This is a genomic window from Trichocoleus desertorum AS-A10, assembly GCF_039962155.1.
GTDB lineage: Bacteria > Cyanobacteriota > Cyanobacteriia > FACHB-46 > FACHB-46 > Trichocoleus.
This window is the reverse complement of sequence record NZ_JAMPKN010000016.1, coordinates 82431-102792: the sequence shown is the minus strand read 5'-3', so window position 1 is coordinate 102792 and position 20362 is coordinate 82431. Positions and strand designations below refer to the sequence as shown.

At 48.3% G+C, this 20362-nt stretch carries 16 protein-coding genes; 9 read left to right on the top strand and 7 right to left on the bottom strand.

From position 1 onward, the window contains the following. Positions 1 to 128: 128 nt before the first annotated feature. The gene (locus NDA01_RS19585) at positions 129 to 515 is read right to left on the bottom strand and encodes a hypothetical protein (RefSeq protein WP_348229261.1); all 387 of its coding nucleotides are present in this window, start codon (positions 513 to 515) and stop codon (positions 129 to 131) included. Positions 516 to 671: 156 nt separating this feature from the next. Then, positions 672 to 1406 (bottom strand): Nif3-like dinuclear metal center hexameric protein, encoded by a 735-nt coding sequence (locus tag NDA01_RS19580; protein WP_348229260.1) that lies wholly within the window; start codon positions 1404 to 1406, stop codon positions 672 to 674. Between the two features lie 592 nt (positions 1407 to 1998). Between NDA01_RS19580 and NDA01_RS19575 the strand changes: the two genes are divergently transcribed. Both NDA01_RS19575 and NDA01_RS19570 read left to right on the top strand, forming a co-directional pair. Beyond that, positions 1999 to 2250 carry a hypothetical protein gene (locus tag NDA01_RS19575; RefSeq protein WP_348229259.1) on the top strand — a complete coding sequence of 84 codons (252 nt, stop codon included), beginning with the start codon at positions 1999 to 2001 and terminating at the stop codon, positions 2248 to 2250. A 141-nt stretch (positions 2251 to 2391) separates the two neighbouring features. After that, on the top strand, positions 2392 to 3294 hold the full coding sequence (locus NDA01_RS19570; protein ID WP_348229258.1) for an alpha/beta fold hydrolase: 903 nt from the start codon (positions 2392 to 2394) through the stop codon (positions 3292 to 3294). A 66-nt stretch (positions 3295 to 3360) separates the two neighbouring features. Here the strand turns inward: NDA01_RS19570 and NDA01_RS19565 are convergent, their stop codons facing one another. Further along, the gene (locus NDA01_RS19565) at positions 3361 to 3564 is read right to left on the bottom strand and encodes a DUF2949 domain-containing protein (protein WP_190437468.1); all 204 of its coding nucleotides are present in this window, start codon (positions 3562 to 3564) and stop codon (positions 3361 to 3363) included. 568 nt (positions 3565 to 4132) lie between these two features. Here NDA01_RS19565 and NDA01_RS19560 point away from each other — a divergent pair. The 5 genes from NDA01_RS19560 (at position 4133) to NDA01_RS19540 (ending at position 10097) form a co-directional block, all read left to right on the top strand. Next, complete coding sequence (locus tag NDA01_RS19560) at positions 4133 to 5452, top strand: TIGR04283 family arsenosugar biosynthesis glycosyltransferase (RefSeq protein ID WP_348229257.1); 1320 nt, start codon at positions 4133 to 4135, stop codon at positions 5450 to 5452. Positions 5453 to 5640: 188 nt separating this feature from the next. Continuing rightward, positions 5641 to 6606, top strand: coding sequence for an arsenosugar biosynthesis arsenite methyltransferase ArsM (gene arsM / locus NDA01_RS19555; RefSeq protein WP_348229256.1), 966 nt, complete (start codon positions 5641 to 5643; stop codon positions 6604 to 6606). 23 nt (positions 6607 to 6629) lie between these two features. Beyond that, a complete protein-coding gene (locus NDA01_RS19550; protein WP_348229255.1) occupies positions 6630 to 7745 on the top strand; it encodes an inorganic phosphate transporter in 1116 nt (371 codons plus the stop codon). Positions 7746 to 7764: 19 nt separating this feature from the next. After that, positions 7765 to 8832 (top strand): arsenosugar biosynthesis radical SAM (seleno)protein ArsS, encoded by a 1068-nt coding sequence (gene arsS / locus NDA01_RS19545; RefSeq protein WP_431193459.1) that lies wholly within the window; start codon positions 7765 to 7767, stop codon positions 8830 to 8832. A gap of 92 nt (positions 8833 to 8924) precedes the next feature. Beyond that, positions 8925 to 10097, top strand: a complete 1173-nt coding sequence (locus tag NDA01_RS19540; RefSeq protein WP_348229254.1) for a SpoIID/LytB domain-containing protein — start codon at positions 8925 to 8927, stop codon at positions 10095 to 10097. A 141-nt stretch (positions 10098 to 10238) separates the two neighbouring features. On the opposite strand, the gene hemJ is transcribed toward NDA01_RS19540, so the two are convergent. From hemJ to NDA01_RS19525, 3 genes are all read right to left on the bottom strand, one after another. Next, complete coding sequence (hemJ, locus tag NDA01_RS19535; protein WP_348229253.1) at positions 10239 to 10835, bottom strand: protoporphyrinogen oxidase HemJ; 597 nt, start codon at positions 10833 to 10835, stop codon at positions 10239 to 10241. Positions 10836 to 10980: 145 nt separating this feature from the next. Continuing rightward, positions 10981 to 11787 carry a Nif3-like dinuclear metal center hexameric protein gene (locus NDA01_RS19530; RefSeq protein ID WP_348229252.1) on the bottom strand — a complete coding sequence of 269 codons (807 nt, stop codon included), beginning with the start codon at positions 11785 to 11787 and terminating at the stop codon, positions 10981 to 10983. Between the two features lie 108 nt (positions 11788 to 11895). Beyond that, positions 11896 to 13314 carry an LCP family protein gene (locus NDA01_RS19525; protein WP_313930053.1) on the bottom strand — a complete coding sequence of 473 codons (1419 nt, stop codon included), beginning with the start codon at positions 13312 to 13314 and terminating at the stop codon, positions 11896 to 11898. Between the two features lie 816 nt (positions 13315 to 14130). Here NDA01_RS19525 and NDA01_RS19520 point away from each other — a divergent pair. Further along, positions 14131 to 15813: a R3H domain-containing nucleic acid-binding protein gene (locus NDA01_RS19520; RefSeq protein ID WP_348229251.1), complete on the top strand. Its 1683-nt coding sequence runs from the start codon at positions 14131 to 14133 to the stop codon at positions 15811 to 15813. Between the two features lie 266 nt (positions 15814 to 16079). After that, a complete protein-coding gene (gene treS / locus NDA01_RS19515; RefSeq protein WP_348229250.1) occupies positions 16080 to 19415 on the top strand; it encodes a maltose alpha-D-glucosyltransferase in 3336 nt (1111 codons plus the stop codon). Positions 19416 to 19558: 143 nt separating this feature from the next. On the opposite strand, the gene NDA01_RS19510 is transcribed toward treS, so the two are convergent. Further along, positions 19559 to 20344 carry a histidine kinase gene (locus NDA01_RS19510; RefSeq protein ID WP_348229249.1) on the bottom strand — a complete coding sequence of 262 codons (786 nt, stop codon included), beginning with the start codon at positions 20342 to 20344 and terminating at the stop codon, positions 19559 to 19561. Positions 20345 to 20362 lie beyond the last annotated feature (18 nt).

Below are 20362 nucleotides of genomic sequence, written 5' to 3'. Positions count from 1 at the left end.
CTAGGTGGAGCAATTAAATCTTACCGACAGAATTCTTGGCAAGAATTAAATTGCCCCAGCTTCAATAGTAAACGTTGCAACCTAGAGAATTTGTTTTTTCATGAGCTCCCCAGTTAATGCGACTTCCGTCAAGTTTCTGACTTGTGCGCGTAGTAGCTGGAAATATGCTCATAGACATGCTCTGGAAACTCTAGCTCCTTATACACATTGCAAGCGTCGGGATCATTGGCATCTGGGCAAATGGGGAAGTCTTGCTGCTGTTGCCATTCCAAAATGCGATCGCGTTTGGGTGGATTGTAGTCTTTGCCCTGCACTTGCTGAAACAACGCTTTGGCATCGGTTTCGCTGCAATCAGGCGCTTTTTGCAAATAACTGATCAGTTCGTCTTCTTCCATAAAGTGACGCGCGATCATGGCGAATGTCAACTTGCCATAGTGACCAATATCCTGGCCTGCATCTAAAGCATCTAAGAGATGCACCATCATCTTGCTTTTACGGAGTTCTTCAACTGGCATAAATTCAAATTTCCTGGGAGATCAATTTTGGTTGAGATCGCTACTTGGTGTCTCGGCTAAAGCTCACCTAGCGACTTAGCCACTTCTTTTATAAAGGGTTTAAGAAGAACAGCCGTCTTCCAGAAGAAGGTGATCTTGATAGTACAAAAATACTGCTTAAGATGGGGGTAAAATGACTTGCAACTCTGGCCAGCGATCGCGTAGAACTCCAGCTAACGCTTGCAATCCCCACTCTTCACTACGACGATGCCCTACCACAATGACATTGATCCCCGTTTCTAAAACAGCAGAGCGGGCTGGCTGGCGAAACTGCCCTGTAATGTAAATCTCTGCGCCACGTGTTTTGGCATCTCGCACTAAAGCCCCTGTCATAGCTCCTACAACCGCGACTTTAGTGACTATCTGAGGTAAACCTCTTTCTACTGCTTCGCAGCCGCCAAATGCTTGTTGTACGCGCTCGCAAAAACTCTCAAGACACTGAGTTGAAGTACTACCCAGCATGCCAATCGGTCGTCCAGCTTTTTGGCCCAAGACTTCTAGATCAAAGAGGCCCAAAGTGTTGGCAAGCAAAGGATTGAAGCCAAGAGTCATCTGCTCATCGAAGGCTAAGTGGTAGGTTACTACTCCTACATGCGCCGGAAGTTGATCTCCTTCAAGCTTCCAAGGCCGATGCAGAAATAATGCATCTATCTCTGTTTCAGTTGCCCATTCTGCTAAATCGGACCAAGGCTCTAAAGCTAAGCCTAAGCGCTGAATTGGGCGATTTGAAGGTCGATAAATACCACCGGGATCAAGCTCAAATTGATGAACTCGCAAGAATTGATCTAGAAATTCAGCTAGTTGCGCGAGATAAATCATAAAGAAGATATATAGTAGCGATCGCAGTTGCACCTCAAGCAGTGCCTAATTTCTACCAAATCACGGCTGCGGCGATAAAGTTGCAGTACACAGATCCACCGGCTGTCATAATTGGCTAGCTAGTGTAAAGAGTCGCTATAGTTCAGTATTTTGAAGTTCTCCAAAACTGCTAAATGCGATACCATGTACCCGGCGGCAGAAATAAAGTTGAAGGAGATCTCTTTTGGTGTCCGTCTTGCTAACCGCTTCAAGGTGGACAATTGCTCAAAATTAGCCAGCACAGCAGTTTGAGGCTTAAATAAAGAGCGATCACGCTGCAAATCCTCCGGAAAACACATTAATGCAGGTGTGGATTTAATCAAGGCCTTACTCAGGTATCTCTAAAGATGAGGGCGTAAAACTACCGAATTCTACACAAAGAGACTAGAGACTTACTGCTTACCAGGGTAGAAATACAGTAGAGGTTCCAGCCAGATCGTTTTAATCTCAAGACAGTTAAGGAACCGCGCAGCAATCGCTTCTAGAGCCAAGAAAAAGAACCGCAACACTCTATAACCAGGCTGCCCCCGCTATCCAAGTATCTCAGCCGCAACAACTGGATTTACCTAATCCGCAGGAGAAACCAATGAGAGATTTTGTTTTGGACGCTCCCAACCAAGAACGCTACACCTACTTCATTGCGTTATATGGCCGGGACTACCAACAACGGACAGGTTTGCTGCACATCAAGCATGATTTCGGTGATTCGATTCGTGACCTACATGCTCTAATCAGAAGCAGACTAAACGAAGTTTTAGGTGAAGAAACTCCTTCTTGCTATCACATCTTGGCGTTAGCTGCCCCAGAACCGATTCCCTGCCCAACTCCCACTAACTAAATGGCCCTTAGTGCACATTTGAATCTGTAATCGCTACATACAAACTCGGCCTTTGAGCTTTTAAGCTCTATACCACTCTCAAACTCTTACTTCGGCTGAAATTTACCAAAATTGACCAGGTTGCGAGGTAAACTAGAGCTTATGCTCACCAGTTTTCTTCCGCCCTCAGTTAAAAACCTAACTGAACCCGCTTCGATTGCTCTAGCGCAAAGCATCGAATGCCAAGGTATTCCTACCCCCCTATGCTCACAGGCGATCGCGACAGCTTATGTTCATCAGGGCAGTGGTGGCACTCCGATTTTGTTACTGCACGGCTTTGATAGCTCTGTTTTTGAGTTTCGTCGGCTTCTGCCCCTTCTAGCGGCTCAATCTGAAACCTGGGCTGTAGATTTATTAGGATTTGGCTTTACCGCTCGCACGGCAGGCCATCCCTTCAGCTCCACGGCAATTAAGACTCACCTCTATTCTTTCTGGAAAACTCTGATCAATCAGCCTGTGATTCTAGTCGGCGCTTCGATGGGAGGAGCGGCTGCTATAGATTTCACGCTCGCCTACCCCGAATGCGTGCAAAAGCTGGTACTGATTGATAGTGCAGGCTTTAGAAGTGGGCCAGCCTTGAGCAAGTTTTTAGTAGCACCCATAGCCCATCTGGCCGCAGGAATTCTCCGCAGTCCTAAAGTTCGCGATCGCATTAGCCGTACCGCCTACTACGACCCCACCTTTGCTTCTCCAGACGCTCAACTCTGTGCAGCCCTACACCTCGAAGTACCGGGTTGGCGTGAGGCACTTGCTGCTTTTACTCAAAGTGGCGGTTATGGTTCTTTCAGCAACAAAATAGCGCACATTCAGCAGCAGACGCTGATTTTGTGGGGAGAGGCTGACAAGATCCTCGGAACTAAAGACGCCACTCAATTCCAGCAGGCGATCGCTAACAGTCAGCTCGTTTGGATTCCCGAATGTGGTCATGTGCCACATTTAGAAAAGCCTCAGCTTACTGCCCAATATATTCTTGAGTTCGGTCAAGTTAAGTCTGGCCAGATCTAATTTGGGCAGGCATAAAGTGCGATCGCGTCAGTACTAATCTAGCGACCTGATCATCTCCAAGAGACTTCAGACAGGCGCACTAGCTAGCCAGTCAAAAACTTGTTCTAGTTGCTCCAGGGAAATGAGGCCGTATTGCCAAAGGATAATGGGCAGCGAACCAGATTCCTGCTCACATCGTCGTAGAGCCAGCGACATGGAAGCAGCGGAAACTGCGAGTTCGTCTTGCAGAAAGTTAATGAGTTGAGCTTTACTGCGTCCGGTTTCAATCATGGAATATTCACCTCCTTTCCTGGCAACAGTTTTGGTTGAGTAATTTTGAATCAAGCTGTATCTAAGCGCTTGCTGTTAGGACAAGTTATCACTTTTGGTGCCAAACAGATCACTTGTTTTTAAACTCTATGTTGAAGCTTTATAGTAATGAGCAATCTTGATGAAATACCGATTGCTGATTGAGCGATCGCAAGTTGATATCTTAAAACAGGTGAAGACAATAGAACAGTAAGCCGACTATTCTCTACTGAAATTTTACAGTTTGAAAAATTATCTTAAAAGTTAATGATGTAGTGCGATTGTTCCTCAGAAAATAATTGTGGCTATTATCCTACAAATGGACAACAAATGGTGCCTCATCCGACTGAATTACCTGACTAGGTGATTGTGGAGAGCATCAAACCGATTGGCACTAGGCATACAGCAGTTCTAAATGATTTATGAAGTTGGCGAGTTGTGAGAGGCACACCGCATTTAAGAATCGCTATATTACATTTCCAGCTAACAGAGAGTTTTGCCTGGAGAAACTTAATCAATTGCGCCAGTGTAGGATAAGTAGCTGTACTGAGTGGCGACAGCAGTGAGAGAACGCCTGATTATTTTTACGCGTTACCCTGAACCTAGCAAAACGAAAACGCGACTGATTCCGGCGTTAGGGCCAGAGAGAGCGGCGATTTTGCAACAGCGCATGACAGAACATACATTGGCGCAAGCGCAACTGCTCCAGGCAAGTTCACCCATTGATTTAGAGGTGCGATTCACAGGCGGTAATGTTCGCCTGATGCGATCCTGGTTAGGAACCAATTTGGCTTACCGATCGCAAGGTGAAGGAAACTTAGGGCAACGGATGGCCCAGGCTTTCCGATCTGCCTTTCGAGCCGGGATGCAGCGCGTGGTGATTGTGGGAATTGATTGCCCCGATTTAGATATGGTCATTCTCGGCAAAGCATTTCAGGAATTACAGCAGCATGATCTAGTATTAGGCCCTGCTACCGATGGCGGCTATTACTTGATTGGTTTGCGGCAATTTGTTCCAAAATTATTTCAAGGCATTACATGGAGCACCGATCGCGTCTGGGAGCAAACGATCGCGATCGCCCAACAGCATGATTTATCGGTTGGCTCTTTACCGCCCTTAGATGATATTGATCGCCCTGAAGATTTAGCGATTTGGGAGCGAGTCAGCCAATCATCTATTGCTCAGCTCGGGAAGGAGAAAATCTCGATTATTATTCCGGTACTCAACGAAGCCGCCGCGATCGCCCAAACTTTAACGGCGGCTCAGCGGGCGAAAAATGCAGAAATTATTGTGGTAGATGGTGGCAGCCAAGATGAGACAGTGGCGATCGCGCAATCACTGGGAGCCAAGGTAATCACGACTGCCCCAGGCCGCGCTCAGCAGATGAATGCTGGGGCAAAGGTTGCAACAGGAGAAGTGTTGCTGTTTCTGCATGGAGACACGCTTTTACCTGCTGATTTTGCTACTCAAATTCAGCAAGCTTTAATTTCCCCAGGAGTGATTGCTGGAGCATTTGCTCTCAGTATTAATAGTGCATTACTAGGAATACGGCTGATTGAGCGGTTAGCTAACTGGCGATCGCGCTACGGACAAATGCCTTACGGCGACCAAGCTATGTTTCTCCGAGCCAAAACCTTTCAGCAAATGGGTGGCTTTGCTGATTTGCCAATTATGGAAGATTTTGAGCTGATGCAACGGTTGAAGCAAAAGGGGGCGATCGTGATTGTTCCTGAGCCAGTTATTACCTCTGGTCGCCGTTGGGCAAGACTCGGCGTGCTCCGAACCACACTGCTCAATCAACTGATAATTTTGGCTTACTTTTTGGGAGTACCGCGCGATCGCTTGGCTCGGTGGTATCGCTCCCATTGAATCAAAGCTAAAGCTCATCCAACCGCACGCTAAACGTATTTCTGACGTTACACTGACCAGAAGTAGTCATTCACCACAGCGAATTTGTGGGTTCGGGTAGGGCTGAGAAAGTCCATCTAACCAACAAAATTAACTGGGTGAAATCGTAGCCATGAGCTACTGAGGTCAGATCACGAGAGAGGGTTTCTGTGAGTTATCTTGAATCAGTTGCACAGTTTTATAGTGAAGTTGCAGAAACGCCACAGGTGGGGCTTTGCTGTGTGCAAAGTAGCCCCTTGCAACTGCCTGGTTTAAACATTCCTGGCAAGATGCAGGAGATGAACTACGGTTGTGGGACCACCGTACATGCAACAGAACTAGCAGGTAACCCCACTGTTCTTTATGTCGGAGTGGGGGGCGGTTTAGAGGCACTGCAATTTGCCTACTTCTCTCGCCAGCCCGGAGCGGTGATCGCGGTTGACCCCGTCGCGATGATGCGGGAAGCGGCTCGCCAAAATCTACAGATGGCTGCCCAAGAAAATGACTGGTTTGACCCTAGCTTCGTGGAAATTCGGGAAGGAGATGCTTTTCATCTACCCGTTGCCGATGCTTCTGTAGATGTGGTGGCCCAAAACTGTCTGTTTAATATTTTTGAACCTGCCGATCTAGCTAAAGCACTTCAAGAAGTTTATCGAGTCCTTAAACCGGGTGGTCGTCTCTTGATGAGTGATCCGATCGCCACGCGGTCCATTCCAGAGCATCTACAGCAAGATGAGCGTCTACGGGCTATGTGCTTATCTGGAGCCTTAACTTATGAACGCTATGTTCAGCATCTTGTCCAGGCTGGCTTTGGGCAGGTAGAAATTCGGGCGCGTCGTCCTTATCGTCTGCTCGATCGCCAAAGCTATGGTCTAGGGGAACATCTCTTATTAGAAAGTCTCGATTCAGTTTCCTTTAAAGTGCCGATTCCGGATGATGGAGCCTGCATTTTTACAGGAAAAACCGCCATCTACACGGGGTTAGAACCCTTTTTTGACGACCAAGCAGGGCACGTATTACAACGCGGTCTCCCCGCAGCCGTATGCGACAAAACCGCTACCAAACTTGCAGCTACCATTCCGGATGTGATTGTGACTTCATCCACTTGGCATTATGACGGTGGTGGTTGCTGTTAGGTGGATTGTTAGGGACAAGCCTCATGCTTTTGTTTGTGCTATTTCTAGCTACTTGCTTTCTTGCATATTCCAATGGAGCCAATGACAACTTCAAAGGAGTTGCTACTCTATTTGGCAGCAAAACCACCAGCTACAAAGTCGCGATCGCTTGGGCTACCCTAACGACATTTTTAGGGTCAATCTGCTCAATTTTTTTAGCGGCAACCCTACTCAAGAACTTTTCTGGTAAGGGGCTAGTGCCTGATGCGATCGCCAGTGCCGCTGACTTTCACTTGTCTGTAGCCTTAGGGGCAGGAATCACGGTCATCCTAGCCACCTTCACGGGATTTCCTATTTCTACCACTCATGGGTTAACGGGTGCCTTAGTAGGTGCTGGGTTAGTCGCGATCGGTAGCCAGGTAAATTTTGGTGCCCTAGGAAGCTCTTTTTTGCTGCCTTTATTGGTCAGTCCTGTCCTGGCGATCGTACTGGGAAGCTTATTGTACGGGCTGTTTCGGACTTTGCGAGTAACCCTTGGCATTAAAAAAGAATGGTGTTTGTGCGTAGGAGAGACTCAGCAGGTGATTCCGATTCCGCAACCAGATGCCACGAATCTGCTCAAGTGTGTGACAACCACCGACATTGCGGTAGATTCTTTGGACCGTTGTACGCAGCGTTATACAGGTAAGTTTCTAGGGGTAAGAAGTCAACAACTGATTAATGCCCTCCACTTTGTCAGTGCTGGGACGGTTAGCTTTGCCAGGGGCTTGAATGATACACCTAAAATCGTCTCCTTGCTGTTGGTCGGGCAAGCGTTCTCTGTGCAATGGGGCATGCTGGCAGTTGGCTTGGGAATGGCGATCGGTGGCTTAATCAACGCTAAAAAAGTTGCCATCACAATGAGCCAAAAAATTACCAACATGAATGCGGGACAAGGTTTCTCGGCCAACTTGGTCACAGCCGCCCTAGTGATTGCTGCGAGTCGCTATGGCTTACCTGTATCAACGACGCATGTTTCAGTGGGTTCGATTTTTGGTGGTGGTTTAATTTCTCGCCAAGCGAACTGGCAGGTGTTTTATCAAATTCTGCTGTCTTGGATTTTAACTTTACCGATCGCAGCCTCTATTAGCGCAGGAAGTTATTTGCTGCTCCATCGATAGCTTGACGAATCACTCCCTAATGACGGTTTGTGAGTATGTCTACTGTTGCGATCGCTTAGCTCAGGAAACTCTACAGGAAGAGAGGATGATTCAATCACAATCAAGTCCTAAAACCGTGACTCCTTTCGCCCAAAAGCTGGGTGCGCCCCTCACCAAACAACCGATCAACGTCCTCCAAATTAATTTAGGCAGGCGTTGCAATCTAGCTTGTAGTCATTGCCATGTGGAAGCGGGGCCAAAACGCACAGAAGAACTCACGCCAGAAGTGTGTCAGCAATTGATTGAAGTAATTCACCGCTTTTCTCAAATTAAAACCGTTGACCTGACGGGTGGGGCTCCAGAGATGAACTATGGCTTTCGGCCTCTAGTCGAAGCGGCAAGAGCGACAGGCAAAGAAGTGATTGTGCGTTCCAATCTGACCATCTGTTTTGAGCCAGGATTTAAAGATTTGCCTGAATATTTTGCTCAACATCAAGTCAGAATAGTGGCTTCCCTGCCCTGCTACCAAGCAGATAACGTAGATAAAATGCGGGGCAATGGGGTGTTCGATCGCTCTATTCAAACTCTGCAAAAGGTCAATCAATTGGGATATGGCGACAACCCCAACTTAATTCTGGATCTAGTTTATAACCCGCCAATTCCGACCACTGAGAAGTTCTCACTCACACCTAATCAACAGAAACTAGAGCAGGATTATAAAACCTATCTCAAAGAGCAGTTTGGAATTCAATTCAACCAACTATTCACAATCACCAACCTGCCCATTGGTCGAACTAAGTTTCACCTAGAGCATCGTCATCTGCATCAGCCTTATTTGCAGTTTTTAGAAGACAACTTCAACCCTGCTACTTTAGCCAATTTAATGTGTCGCAACGAACTCTCAATTGATTATTTAGGCAATATTTACGACTGCGATTTTAACCAAATGGAAAACCTGCCTGCTAGAACTGGCGCTAGAGAAATGTTGACCGTCGCAAAGCTACTGGAAGCTGGGACTCTAGATGTAATTGAAGCTGTCCGTACTGCCAATTTCTGTTATGGTTGTACGGCTGGAAGTGGATCTAGCTGTGGCGGAGCCTTAGTGTAACTGATTCCCAAGCCGAGTTATAGTTGAAAACCGTAGGAATAAATAGCTATAGGCCCAACAGTTAAATAGGAGTCCAGACCTTGAGCCGTTCTATGGTAAAGCCTATCTTTAGCTTGATCCAACGCCGCCCTTGGCCACTAATTCCTGTGCTGGGTATGGTGCCGCTCGTGAGCATTTTGTTGATCAGCCAAAGTCGCCAAAGTGCCCCAGTTGCTCAAGAAACTTCAACAGTCGTTTCGGCTTCACCGACTGCCAATCTCGCAGTTCCGTCTCCCACTACAACGCCAACTGTTGCTAAGAGTGTCGTAAAAACGCCGACTGCCTCTCCCAAAAAATCTACTCAGAAATCTGTAAGCCCTGCCAAGCCAGCCGCCAAAACCAGTACGACCTCTGCCGCTAAAAATCTCAAACCACAAGCTAAAGCTAAGTCTACGGCTCCTGCCAAGCAACAGAAAACTTCTGCCCAGGCTAGTGCAGCACCCATCAGTGCTAGTGCCGCAGAGAGATTGGCAGCCGCTAAGTCCTCCACAGCAATCGATAGTGTGCTGGAGATCCAGGTGGCGATCGCAGTAGAAGCTAACTCTTTAGCTGTCGGCACCTCAACACCTGGAGTTATTCTAGACACCAATGGTCAAGTGCTCCGGGAGCTACCTGCCGAATCTGCTTATACTGCTCAGCTCGATGGATCAGGCATCACCTTAAATTCATGGCAGCTTCCCAGTGCGGTCTATATTGAACCCACAGAAGGAGGTTTGGTTTATGTTGGCGATCGCTGGTACCGGGGCCGTTTGCTGATGATGGTACGACCCAGTGGTTTGTTAGCGGTTAACCATGTTCTATTGCGAGATTATCTCTACAGTGTGGTTGGCGCTGAGGTTTCTCCGAGTTGGCCGATGGCGGCTCTGAAGGCTCAGGCGATCGCGGCTCGCTCCTATGCTTTGACTTATTATTTCAAACCTGCAACCGACTTTTATCACATAGGGGATGATGAACAGTACCAAGTTTATGCGGGTGCTGAAAAAGAAGCGGACAGGACTTATCAAGCGGTGAACGAAACTGCGGGAGAATTTATTAGTTATCGCGGTGGGATTGTAGAGTCGCTCTATGCCGCTTCTGATGACATTGTGATTGATGCGCATGGGGGGCGAGGAATGAGCCAATTAGGAGCCTTGAAGTTGGCAGAGGAAGGATATGATTATCGCCAAATTTTAGGCACCTACTACCCAGGCACAGGACTCGCCCGAATCGAAGTAGATCAAGAATAAAGAGCTATAGCTCCCCTTCTCTGGTACAGAAGGAGAGCCATACAGAAGGGGAGCAAAACTCAAAATCCCCCTCCGTTGCGGAGAGGGATCGGAGAGATCAACTCAAGTTGGAAACTTTGATAAGTATTTGCTTCGTTCTCTTTAAGAATTAGCGGGTAAAGAGTTGTCCGTTGTTTGGGTAGCAGCGGCAGCTAATTTCTCCTCGTTTTTGCGGCGGATCTTGGCATAAAGCTGGATTGTGGCAGCCATTGTAACCACTAAGCCGACCACTACCCAGGCTGTAGCATCGGTGGGCAAGCTGTTTTTGAACACTGCCAGCATCACAATCACGACTAGCAGCAGCGTTGGGGCTTCATTTAAGGCTCGCAATTGCCGACTGTTCCACTTGCATTCCCCCTTACCCAATTGTTTGAGCAAGCGACCACAGTAATGGTGATAGACCAGCAGAATGGCGACGAATCCCAACTTGAAGTGCAACCAGCGATCGTGTAACAGATCCGGTTGGGTATAGAGCATGCCGATCGCCATTGCCACTGTCACCGCCATTCCGGGCGTGGTGATGATGTTATATAGGCGCTTTTCCATCAGGGCATACTGCTCTTGCAAGATGGAACGGGCGGGTTCTGGCTTTTCTTCGGCTTCTACGTGGTAGATGAATAAACGCACTAAATAGAAAAGTCCGGCGAACCAAACTACGACGCCGATGATATGAAATGCTTTAAACCAGAAATAAGCCATGAATACAATTCTCCCAAACAGCCTCATAACCAGAGTATCCGTTACAGTATGCCACTGGCCGAGCTGCTGACAAGTTGTTTGGCAAGTAAATTAACGAGCTGTAGTAGTGGAGGCAAAACCCACAACCATCAAAATTATTACCAATTTAATGATGGTAAAACTGCCGAAAGTCTTCATCTTCGCTGCTGAGTTGCACCCATTCCAGTCCTAGTACCCGCAATTTTTCGACTAAGCGAGCACAGGCAGGGCGTTCAGTGGCGTAGTGCCCAGCGTCAATCAAAATTAGGCCGCGATCGCGACTTTCTTGAAACTGGTGAAACTTGCAGTCCGAAGTCAGGTAGGCTTGCGCTCCCGTCTTGACCACAGCGGAAATATAGCTCGCGCCAGAACCTCCTAAAACGGCTACCTTTTGAATTGATTGATGCAGATCCGCCGTGGGCGAAAAAATCAACTCAGGGGGTGCAAGCTGAGTTTGAATCCGGGCTAGCAAATTTTGTAAGGAAAGGGCTGGTTCAAGCAAGCCGACTCGTCCGTAACCAAAGCCATTTTGCGTCGGCACAATCGGGGCAACCTGAGCCAAATCCAAAACTTCGGCTAAGACATCTGCTGTACCGTGATTCACCTGGTCAAAGTTAGTATGAGCTGTGTAAATACCAATTTGGTGAGTGAAGGCTAAGCGGGCCATATCCCCGATTGGGTCGCCTTTTTTTAGCGATTGCAGGGGGCCAAAGATTAACGGATGGTGGGCAAAGATTAAGCTGACTGGAATTCCGGCATGTTGGAGGGCGATCGCCTCATGCATGACGCTGAGCGTGGCGGTGAGGCAGACTAAAACGTAGGCGGGTTGATCGAGAACTCCTGGCTCTACTTGCCAGCCACAGTTATCCCAACTTTCCTGCCAACTTGGATTGGCCCAAGCTTCAAACCAGGTAATTAAATCTGCAACTTTCATCCCACTTCAGCCACCGACATTCTGCACCCAACCTAGCACGAGACCGCTTGGATATTAATTCAGGCGCAGCTCTACCCAAACTAATCTAGACTAATCTAGCCCACGGTTCTAGATTCCCTTTTGCAGCCAATCTTCTCCGATGCGAATAGTGAGGTCAGATTCCAAATCCCCGGTGGAAGTGGCTTCAATATTACCCAGTCCGATCGCTTTTTTCAGGACTGCTGCCCCTTCTAAGTCACCTTGCTGCACAATGATTTGGGTTTGGCGTTGATGGTCAGGCCAGTCTTGCACAATGTAAACGTTAGGGAAACCCTGGTTCTCTAGCAATTGAGCCACGCGGCTACCTAGGTCAGGCTGCCCAGAGGCATTTTGGATGGCAATTCTTAGGCCTTGGGGAGCGCTATCGGAAGCCAAGCGATATTGGTTGTCTAGGGCTAACCCGCTGGAGTCGATTTTGAAAAACTCTCGCATGACGCGATCGCGCCCCCGATCGTCCATGAGCCAATAGCTGGCAATGTATTCATCGGCTTGGCTAAAGCGACCGGGTAGCATCACCATCTTGAGTTGGTCGCGCTCTAAGTTGAGACCAAAGCCAATGAGAGATAGCATTTCCTCTAGGCTGAGGTTGGTGTCAATGTACTTCCGCATAATGCGAATTGCCTTGGGGAGGCGCGGTAGCACACTAGGACTGGTGAGGCGATCGCGTAGAGCTTTGATTAAGGCCTGCTGGCGTTGAACTCGGCCAATGTCACCATATGCATCGTTGCGAAAACGAGCAAAGCCCTCGGCTTGTTCCCCATTTAGAGTTTGCCAGCCCTGCGCTAAGTCGATTTTTAGCTTTTGGGTTTGGTCTACATAGGCCATTGGCGTAGGCACGAAGACATCAACACCGCCCAGCAAATCCACAATCTCGCGGAAAGCATCAGTACTGACGCGAACGTAGCGATCAATCGGGACATCATTTAAGGTTCGACTAACCACCCGCGCCGTTAGAGCAGGTCCACCACTAGCATTGGCTTGGTTAACTTTGGTGATCCCAATTCCCGGAATCTCCACCTGGGTATCTCTGGGAATCGAGAGCATGCTGACTGATTGAGCTTTGGGGTCAACATGCAGCAGCAGCATGGTGTCGCTACGACCGTCAAACACTTCTGAGGAATTACCCGTCACCCCAGGAACGCGATCGACCCCCATCACCAAGATGTTGACTGGCCGAGACACTTTGTACTGCAGCCCTTTCTGCCACAGGTTATTCAGAGATACGTTTTGCTCTTCTGGAGACGAAGACGGCGCTAAAGGAGTCAGCAAAGCCACACTTGCACCAATCGACGCAGAGACGGTGGTCGTTAAAACGAAGGCAAAACTCCAAAAGAGGCGTTTGGCCAGGGTAGTACGTTGGGACAAAGGTGCAGTTACGACCGGGTTGGACATGGGCGATTCAAATGGAGTGACTGGCGGAGAGAAACCTACCGATTCTTCCGTGCCATCGGGTTGTTGCAATTTGGAATTGCTGGTAGATTGTTCCACTCCTTCTATCACCTTTCCTTCACCCGAACAACCGGATTTTACGTGTGTAGTTTTGTTAATTTAACGCGATTATACCCCTACTACTGTTATTTCTCGGTAACAAAATAGGTATTTATCACAATTCTCAACTACGTGAGAGCCCTGAAGTATTGGGTGGAATCTACGCCAGGTGCCTCGCCCAAAGCTCTTACCAACCCCAACTTACTCCGCTGCGTCGTGGGGAAATAGAGAGTTTGTGCCCTGGGCGATCGCCTAGAAGCAGATTCATCAATTTTAGGTAATTACTTTTATTTCTTTGTAGAAAATTTAACACAATCTCCCTAGCCTTTGAAGCGTCAGGCTGATGGAGAGGATTTATTTGAGCAGTCACCCTACCGCTTAGAGAAAAACTATTAGAGCGAAACTATACAACCTTAGGATCTTCTTCCTCTTCAACTTGGGCGATCGGCCAAGGGGTAGGCAAGGTGTCAAACGAATCTGTTTCAGACAAGTTGGCTCGACCAAGAGGTTGAGTTTTGGTCATACCAAGCCGTTTCTTAAGGGATCTGATTAAACGTGCGAGCATTTAGCTCTCCGCAATTGAGTATGTGCCATCTTAATGATTATCTGCCGTCTACTCGTCTACTCAGCGGTAGAGGCTAACCCTAGATCTGGGGAGGTAGATTGGTAGAACTGAGACTCAGGGGTGGAATCCCTACTTAGGTAGTCGTACTCTCTGGCTGATAAAAAGTGGGACGATCGCCACAATGTTAGATGAGATGGCAAGCAGGTTTTACTAACTCTTTTATTTGCGTCTAGCAACGCTGACATAGAAGCATGCAAACTACAGATGATCTCCAGAAACTGTTAAATATTTTGCCTTCGGAGATTCAACAGGTTTTAGAACAACATCCAGAGTGCGATCGCTTAGTTGAAGTCGTTTTAGATTTAGGGCGGCGACCAGAAGCTCGTTTTCCGCACCAAGCCGAGTATCTTTCTGAGCAGGTAGTGACTCGGGCTCAAATTCAGGACTGCATCGATCGCGTAGGCGACTTTGGGGGAGATAACCGCGCCGGAATTGAGCAAACCTTGCACCGGATTAGCGCCATCAGAAACCGCTCTGGTGAAATTGTCGGTCTTACTTGTCGGGTAGGTCGTGCTATTTTCGGTACGATCGCGATGATTCGAGATCTGGTGGAAACAGGCCAGTCAATTTTGATGTTGGGTCGTCCAGGAGTCGGTAAAACCACAGCCTTGCGAGAAATTGCGCGGGTCCTGGCAGACGACTTAAATAAGCGGGTGGTGATCATTGATAGCTCCAATGAGATTGCTGGAGACGGAGATATTCCTCACCCTGCGATCGGTCGCGCTAGACGAATGCAGGTGGCTCGTCCTGAACTGCAACATCAAGTAATGATCGAGGCGGTGGAAAACCACATGCCAGAGGTAATCGTCATTGATGAAATTGGTACAGAACTCGAAGCTTTGGCTGCTCGCACGATCGCGGAAAGAGGCGTGCAACTCGTAGGGACCGCTCACGGTAATCAGATCGAGAACTTAATTAAAAACCCAACCCTTTCCGATCTGGTGGGCGGAATTCAGTCTGTGACGCTGGGAGATGAAGAAGCCAGACGGCGAGGTAGTCAAAAGAGCGTCCTGGAACGCAAAGCTCCCCCGACTTTCGACATTGCTGTGGAGATGCTAGAGCGGCAGCGTTGGGTTGTGCATGAAACGGTGGCAGATACGGTAGATGCTTTGCTCAGAGGTCGTCAACCTAGCCCGCAAGTCAGAACTATCAATGACGAAGGCCAGGTCACCATTACTCGAGAAGTGCCCAGCCTATCGCCTGTAAGACGACCCAATGCGCCTGCGGCAAATGACTCATTTAGCAAAACCAGTAGTCAAAGCACAGGACAGCTTCTACCTTTTCCGCAAAATCTATCTAGAAGCAGGAGCTTAGCAGAAGTTGATCGTGAGTTGTCACCAAGAGAGGCTTTAGAGCTATCGGGCCATCAACCGCTACGGCTTTACCTCTACGGCACAGGTCGTCAGCAGTTGGAACAGGTGATCAGCATGCTGAATTTACCAGTTGTCCTGGTTGAAGGGTTGGCAGAAGCCGAAGCGATCTTGGCGTTGCGATCGCACCTGAGAAAGCATGCCAACCTACGGCACCTAGCCCAAGCGCACGACATCCCAATCTATGCCATTAAGTCCAACACAACTCCTCAAATTACCCGCACGTTACGCCAGGTGTTGGGGATGCCAGGGCTAGAAGCGATCGCTGAACCTGATTTTGATCTAGCGGCTGACAGAAATGATGAGGGTGATGAAATGGATGCGCTGGAGGAAGCCAGATTAGCAGTAGAGCAAATTGTGCTACCGAAAGGTCAGCCTGTGGAGTTGCTGCCTCGCGCAGCCCATATCCGTAAGATGCAACATGAACTGGTGGAGCATTACCAACTCCAGTCCAGCAGCTTTGGCTCAGAACCGCATCGTCGCTTACGCATTTATCCCGCCTAATACCAACGTAACCCGGGAGTCATAGAAATGGGTGGTCCTTAGCGATCGCCCATTTTTTTGTGAATTTATTTCTTCTGGCATAGACCTATCTATTTCTTCAGGAGTAATCGTATGCCGACCATAGTAAGAGCGGGGGAGGCTGAAGCCAAATATTGATGGGCAAGACACTGTATACCCCTTAAGTTTCAGCCTGTAGGCTATTGGCAAGCTAGGGATAGACTCTCTACCTTATTACAGTGGCGATAGGGAATTGAACTGTGGAAAAGATGCAACGTTCAGTGATCAAAGATGAACCTTTATGGTTTAAGAACGCGATCATCTATGAGGTGCCAGTTCGGGCTTTTGCTGACAGTAACGGGGATGGCATCGGGGACTTTCGAGGTCTGACGGAGAAATTAGACTATCTACAAGATTTGGGCACTACTGCCCTTTGGGTGCTGCCGTTCTTTCCCTCGCCACTCAAAGACGATGGCTACGATATTGCCGACTACACCAACGTCAATCCGATTTACGGCACGCTAGAAGACTTTCAGGAGTTTCTGGCCGCAGCCCATCAACGGGGCATTCGGGTCATTATTGAGCTAATTGTTAACCATACTTCTGATCAGCATCCTTGGTTTCAGCGGGCGCGTCGGTCTCCTAAAGGTAGCGTAGAGCGAGACTTCTATGTGTGGAGCGATACTCCCGAAAAATACCAGGAAGCTCGAATTATTTTCCAGGATTTTGAGACTTCTAACTGGGCTTGGGACCCGATCGCGAAATCTTACTATTGGCATCGTTTCTACTCCCACCAGCCTGACTTAAACTACGACAATCCAGCAGTACGGCAAGCCGTTTTCGAGGTGCTGGATTTCTGGCTCAGTATGGGGGTGGATGGCCTCCGAATGGATGCGGTGCCTTATCTCTACGAGCGTGAAGGTACCAACTGTGAGAATTTGCCAGAAACCCATGACTTTCTGAAGCAAATGCGGCAGTATGTGGACGAAAGACATCCGAACCGGATGCTGCTAGCGGAAGCCAATCAATGGCCAGAGGATGCGGCGGCTTACTATGGCGACGGGGACGAGTGCCATATGAATTTCCACTTCCCCCTGATGCCGCGCTTGTTTATGTCATTGCGGATGGAAGATAGCTTCCCGATTATCGATATCTTGCATCAGACGCCGCCGATTCCAGATAACTGTCAGTGGGGATTGTTTCTCCGTAACCATGATGAACTAACCCTGGAAATGGTGACGGATGAAGACCGCGACTATATGTATCGCGTCTATGCCCAAGATCGAGATATGCGCGTGAATTTGGGCATTCGCCGTCGCTTGGCTCCTTTGCTGGGGAACGATCGCCGTCAAATTGAATTGCTTAACAGCTTGCTACTGGCCCTCCCAGGAACTCCGGTGCTCTATTACGGAGACGAAATTGGCATGGGGGATAACGTCTATGTAGGCGATCGCAATGGCGTGCGAACTCCGATGCAATGGAGCGCCGATCGCAATGCTGGTTTTAGCCGTGCCAATCCTCATCGAATGTATTTGCCGATTATTGTCGAGTCGGAGTACCACTACGAAGCCATCAACGTTGAGGCTCAGCGGGCTAACCCTAATTCCCTTTGGCATTGGATGAAGCGCTTAATTGCCACTCGCAAGCGCTACCAAGCTTTAGGACGGGGTAGTTTTGAGTTGCTGCACCCAGATAACCGAAAGGTGTTGGCTTTCATTCGTACCTACGAAGACGAATCAATTTTGGTGATTGCTAACTTATCTCGTTTTGTGCAAACTGTAGAAATTGATCTCTCTAACTTTCAAGGCATGATGCCTGTAGAGATCTTTGGTCGTACACAGTTCCCCCCGATTACGGATTCTTCCTACTTCCTCAGCGTTGGGCCTTATGCTTTCTATTGGTTCACCTTACAACCTCAACCCAGCGCCTTACAAGCACCAAAATCTCAAGCTGATCTACCGACATTGACGGTTCAGGGTGAGTGGCGGATGGTGTTATCCCAACGCGACTCACGGGATTATTTGGAATCGGTGCTAGCAAATTATCTCTATACCTGCCGCTGGTTTGTTGGTAAAGCACAAACGGTGCAATCGGTTCACATTAAAGAGGCGATCGCGATTCCTTTCCAAGACCGAGAAGCCCATCTCCTTTGCTTGCAAGTGCAGTATATCCAAGGAGAGTCAGAAACCTACTTACTTCCTCTGGGCTATGCAGAAGGAGACCAAGCAATCCATTTATTGGCCGATAATCCGCAACTAGTGGTAGCCCGCCTGCATATTACTGGCAAAGACGACATTGGCGTTTTATTTGATGCCACAGCCGACAAAAACTTCCTCACGGCTCTCTTAGATGCAGTAGCAAAAAATCATCGCTATCAGGGGACAGCAGGAGAACTGGCGGCTACACCAACCGATATCTTCTCTCCTTTAACGGCTGATGCTGCTCCCCTAGAGCCGACGCTGATGAAAGGAGAGCACAACAATACCTCGATCATTTATGGCGATCGCTTGATTCTGAAGCTATTCCGTAAAGTTGAGGAGGGTATTAACCCGGATTTAGAAATTGGGATCTTTTTGGAAGAAAAGAAATGTCTAGAGCATTTTGCTTCGGTTGCAGGCGCTCTCGAGTATCGCCAACCCAATAAAGAACCCATGACTCTGGGTAGGTTGCAAGAATTTGTTCTGGATACCAGAAGCGGTTGGGATTACACCCTCGATAGTTTACGGGATTATTTCGATCATGCTCTGATTCAGCCAGAAGCAATCACGGAAATTTCAATTCCTTCAGGAACGCTGTTTGATTGGCAAAAAGCTACAGTGCCTGATTCTCACCTCAGTAAGATTGGTTCTTATCTGGCTAATGTCCAGCTCTTGGCTCAGCGGACCGCAGAACTGCACAGTGCTTTAGCTTCTGATCTAGAGAATGCCAGTTTTGCACCAGAACCCTTCTCCACATTCTATCAGCGCTCTATTTATCAATATGCGCGCAATTTGACCGGGAAAGTGTTCCGGTTGCTGAAGCAGAACTTAGGCACTTTATCTGCTGATGTTCAACCGCTGGCTCAGTCTGTTTGTGATCTTCAGGAGAAAGCGCTGGATAGCTTCCAACTCATTCTGAACCAAAAAATTACCGCGATGCGGACTCGCTGCCACGGAGATTATCATCTGGGGCAAGTACTGTATACCGGGAAGGATTTCATCATTATTGATTTTGAGGGAGAACCGAATCGAACTCTGAGCGAACGCCGGATGAAGCGATCGCCTTTACGAGATGTGGCAGGGATACTCCAGTCCTTCTATTACGCCGCTAACCAAGCTCTGCGCAATGAAATTGAAGGTGGCTTGATTCATGCCGACAACCTAGCTCTCATGGAGCAATGGACGGAGTTTTGGCATGGTTCTGTCAGTGCTACATTCCTCAACACCTACCTTGAGACTGCGGCTCAGCATCCTTTCGTGCCTCAAACCGAGCAGGAGCTACAGGTGCTGCTGAATGCCTATCTTTTGGAAAAAGCAATCTACAGCCTCGGCCACGACCTCAACCACTATCCTGCCCAGGTAGAGATCTCCTTACAGCGATTGCTCCAGTTGATTAACGTTAGTTAGCAACTCGTAGGGGCGAATGGCCGTTCGCCCCTACAGGGTTTCGTGTAAAAAAAGAGGGCGATCGCCTCTGGTTAACAGAAGAGCGATCGCCCTCTTTTTTATCTAATCTCTAACAAATCTCTAACAAAGAAATTGAACCAAAATTAGCGCTTATTAGAACGCTCTTTCTCGCGTAAAGCATCACCCGCAGAGTGCAGTAGCTCACTGAGAATTTGCCGAATTTGGCGCTCTTTTTTCGCTACGGCTGTCCCTGCATCTCCCAAGCGCTCCTCTAGCTGCGATCGCTTCTGTTCTACTTGCTCAGCCAACGCTTCCGCTTGGGGCCGAGAGCGGTCATACCAGTTTTTGGCTTCGTCTAAATATCCTTGGATATCTTCGGTGCGTCCACCATAACGAGCCGCTAAGTTAGCTCGGAGAATTGCCAGTTGTGCTTGGAGTTGAGCATAGCGTTTTTTCATCAAAGAGACTTCATCGCTATCTCGCAAGCTATCGACTGCGGATGTAATGGCTGTCTTGACCTTAGGTGAAGTCTCACCGTGGTCTGCTTCACCCACATCAACTAAGAGGCGATCGATTTCTTGTTGCAGTTCTGCCTCTTCGCTGTCTAATCTGGTTTCCAATTGCTTCATCTCCGATTGGGTTTGAGCGATCGAGCGGCGTCTCAGCTCACTTACGCCCTCAATAGCGCCTTCCAGCGAAGCCGTTACTTCTTCCTTTAGCTCACCACCTTTTTCTTGAAAGGTTTCCACAACCGCAGAAATGGCATCTCTGACAATATCCCGAAGTTCACCAGAACCTTGCTTTACTTCAGAGCTAACTTGGGAAACTGCCGACTTGACAATGTCTCGGATGCGGTCCGATCGCACTTGTCCAGTAGATTTGACTTGTTGCAAATCTTGGGTAATTTTCTCTTTGATATTGCTAGGCATATTAAGCACTCATGTTGT

Excerpts from the sequence above, each read along its gene's own strand:
- NDA01_RS19585 (WP_348229261.1), bottom strand. The coding sequence starts at position 515 with ATGCCAGTTGAAGAACTCCGTAAAAGCAAGATGATGGTGCATCTCTTA.
- NDA01_RS19575 (WP_348229259.1), top strand. The coding sequence starts at position 1,999 with ATGAGAGATTTTGTTTTGGACGCTCCCAACCAAGAACGCTACACCTAC.
- NDA01_RS19570 (WP_348229258.1), top strand. The coding sequence starts at position 2,392 with ATGCTCACCAGTTTTCTTCCGCCCTCAGTTAAAAACCTAACTGAACCC.
- NDA01_RS19565 (WP_190437468.1), bottom strand. The coding sequence starts at position 3,564 with ATGATTGAAACCGGACGCAGTAAAGCTCAACTCATTAACTTTCTGCAA.
- NDA01_RS19550 (WP_348229255.1), top strand. The coding sequence starts at position 6,630 with ATGCTTTTGTTTGTGCTATTTCTAGCTACTTGCTTTCTTGCATATTCC.
- arsS (WP_431193459.1), top strand. The coding sequence starts at position 7,765 with ATGACGGTTTGTGAGTATGTCTACTGTTGCGATCGCTTAGCTCAGGAA.
- NDA01_RS19540 (WP_348229254.1), top strand. The coding sequence starts at position 8,925 with ATGGTAAAGCCTATCTTTAGCTTGATCCAACGCCGCCCTTGGCCACTA.
- hemJ (WP_348229253.1), bottom strand. The coding sequence starts at position 10,835 with ATGGCTTATTTCTGGTTTAAAGCATTTCATATCATCGGCGTCGTAGTT.
- NDA01_RS19530 (WP_348229252.1), bottom strand. The coding sequence starts at position 11,787 with ATGAAAGTTGCAGATTTAATTACCTGGTTTGAAGCTTGGGCCAATCCA.
- NDA01_RS19520 (WP_348229251.1), top strand. The coding sequence starts at position 14,131 with ATGCAAACTACAGATGATCTCCAGAAACTGTTAAATATTTTGCCTTCG.
- treS (WP_348229250.1), top strand. The coding sequence starts at position 16,080 with ATGCAACGTTCAGTGATCAAAGATGAACCTTTATGGTTTAAGAACGCG.
- NDA01_RS19510 (WP_348229249.1), bottom strand. The coding sequence starts at position 20,344 with ATGCCTAGCAATATCAAAGAGAAAATTACCCAAGATTTGCAACAAGTC.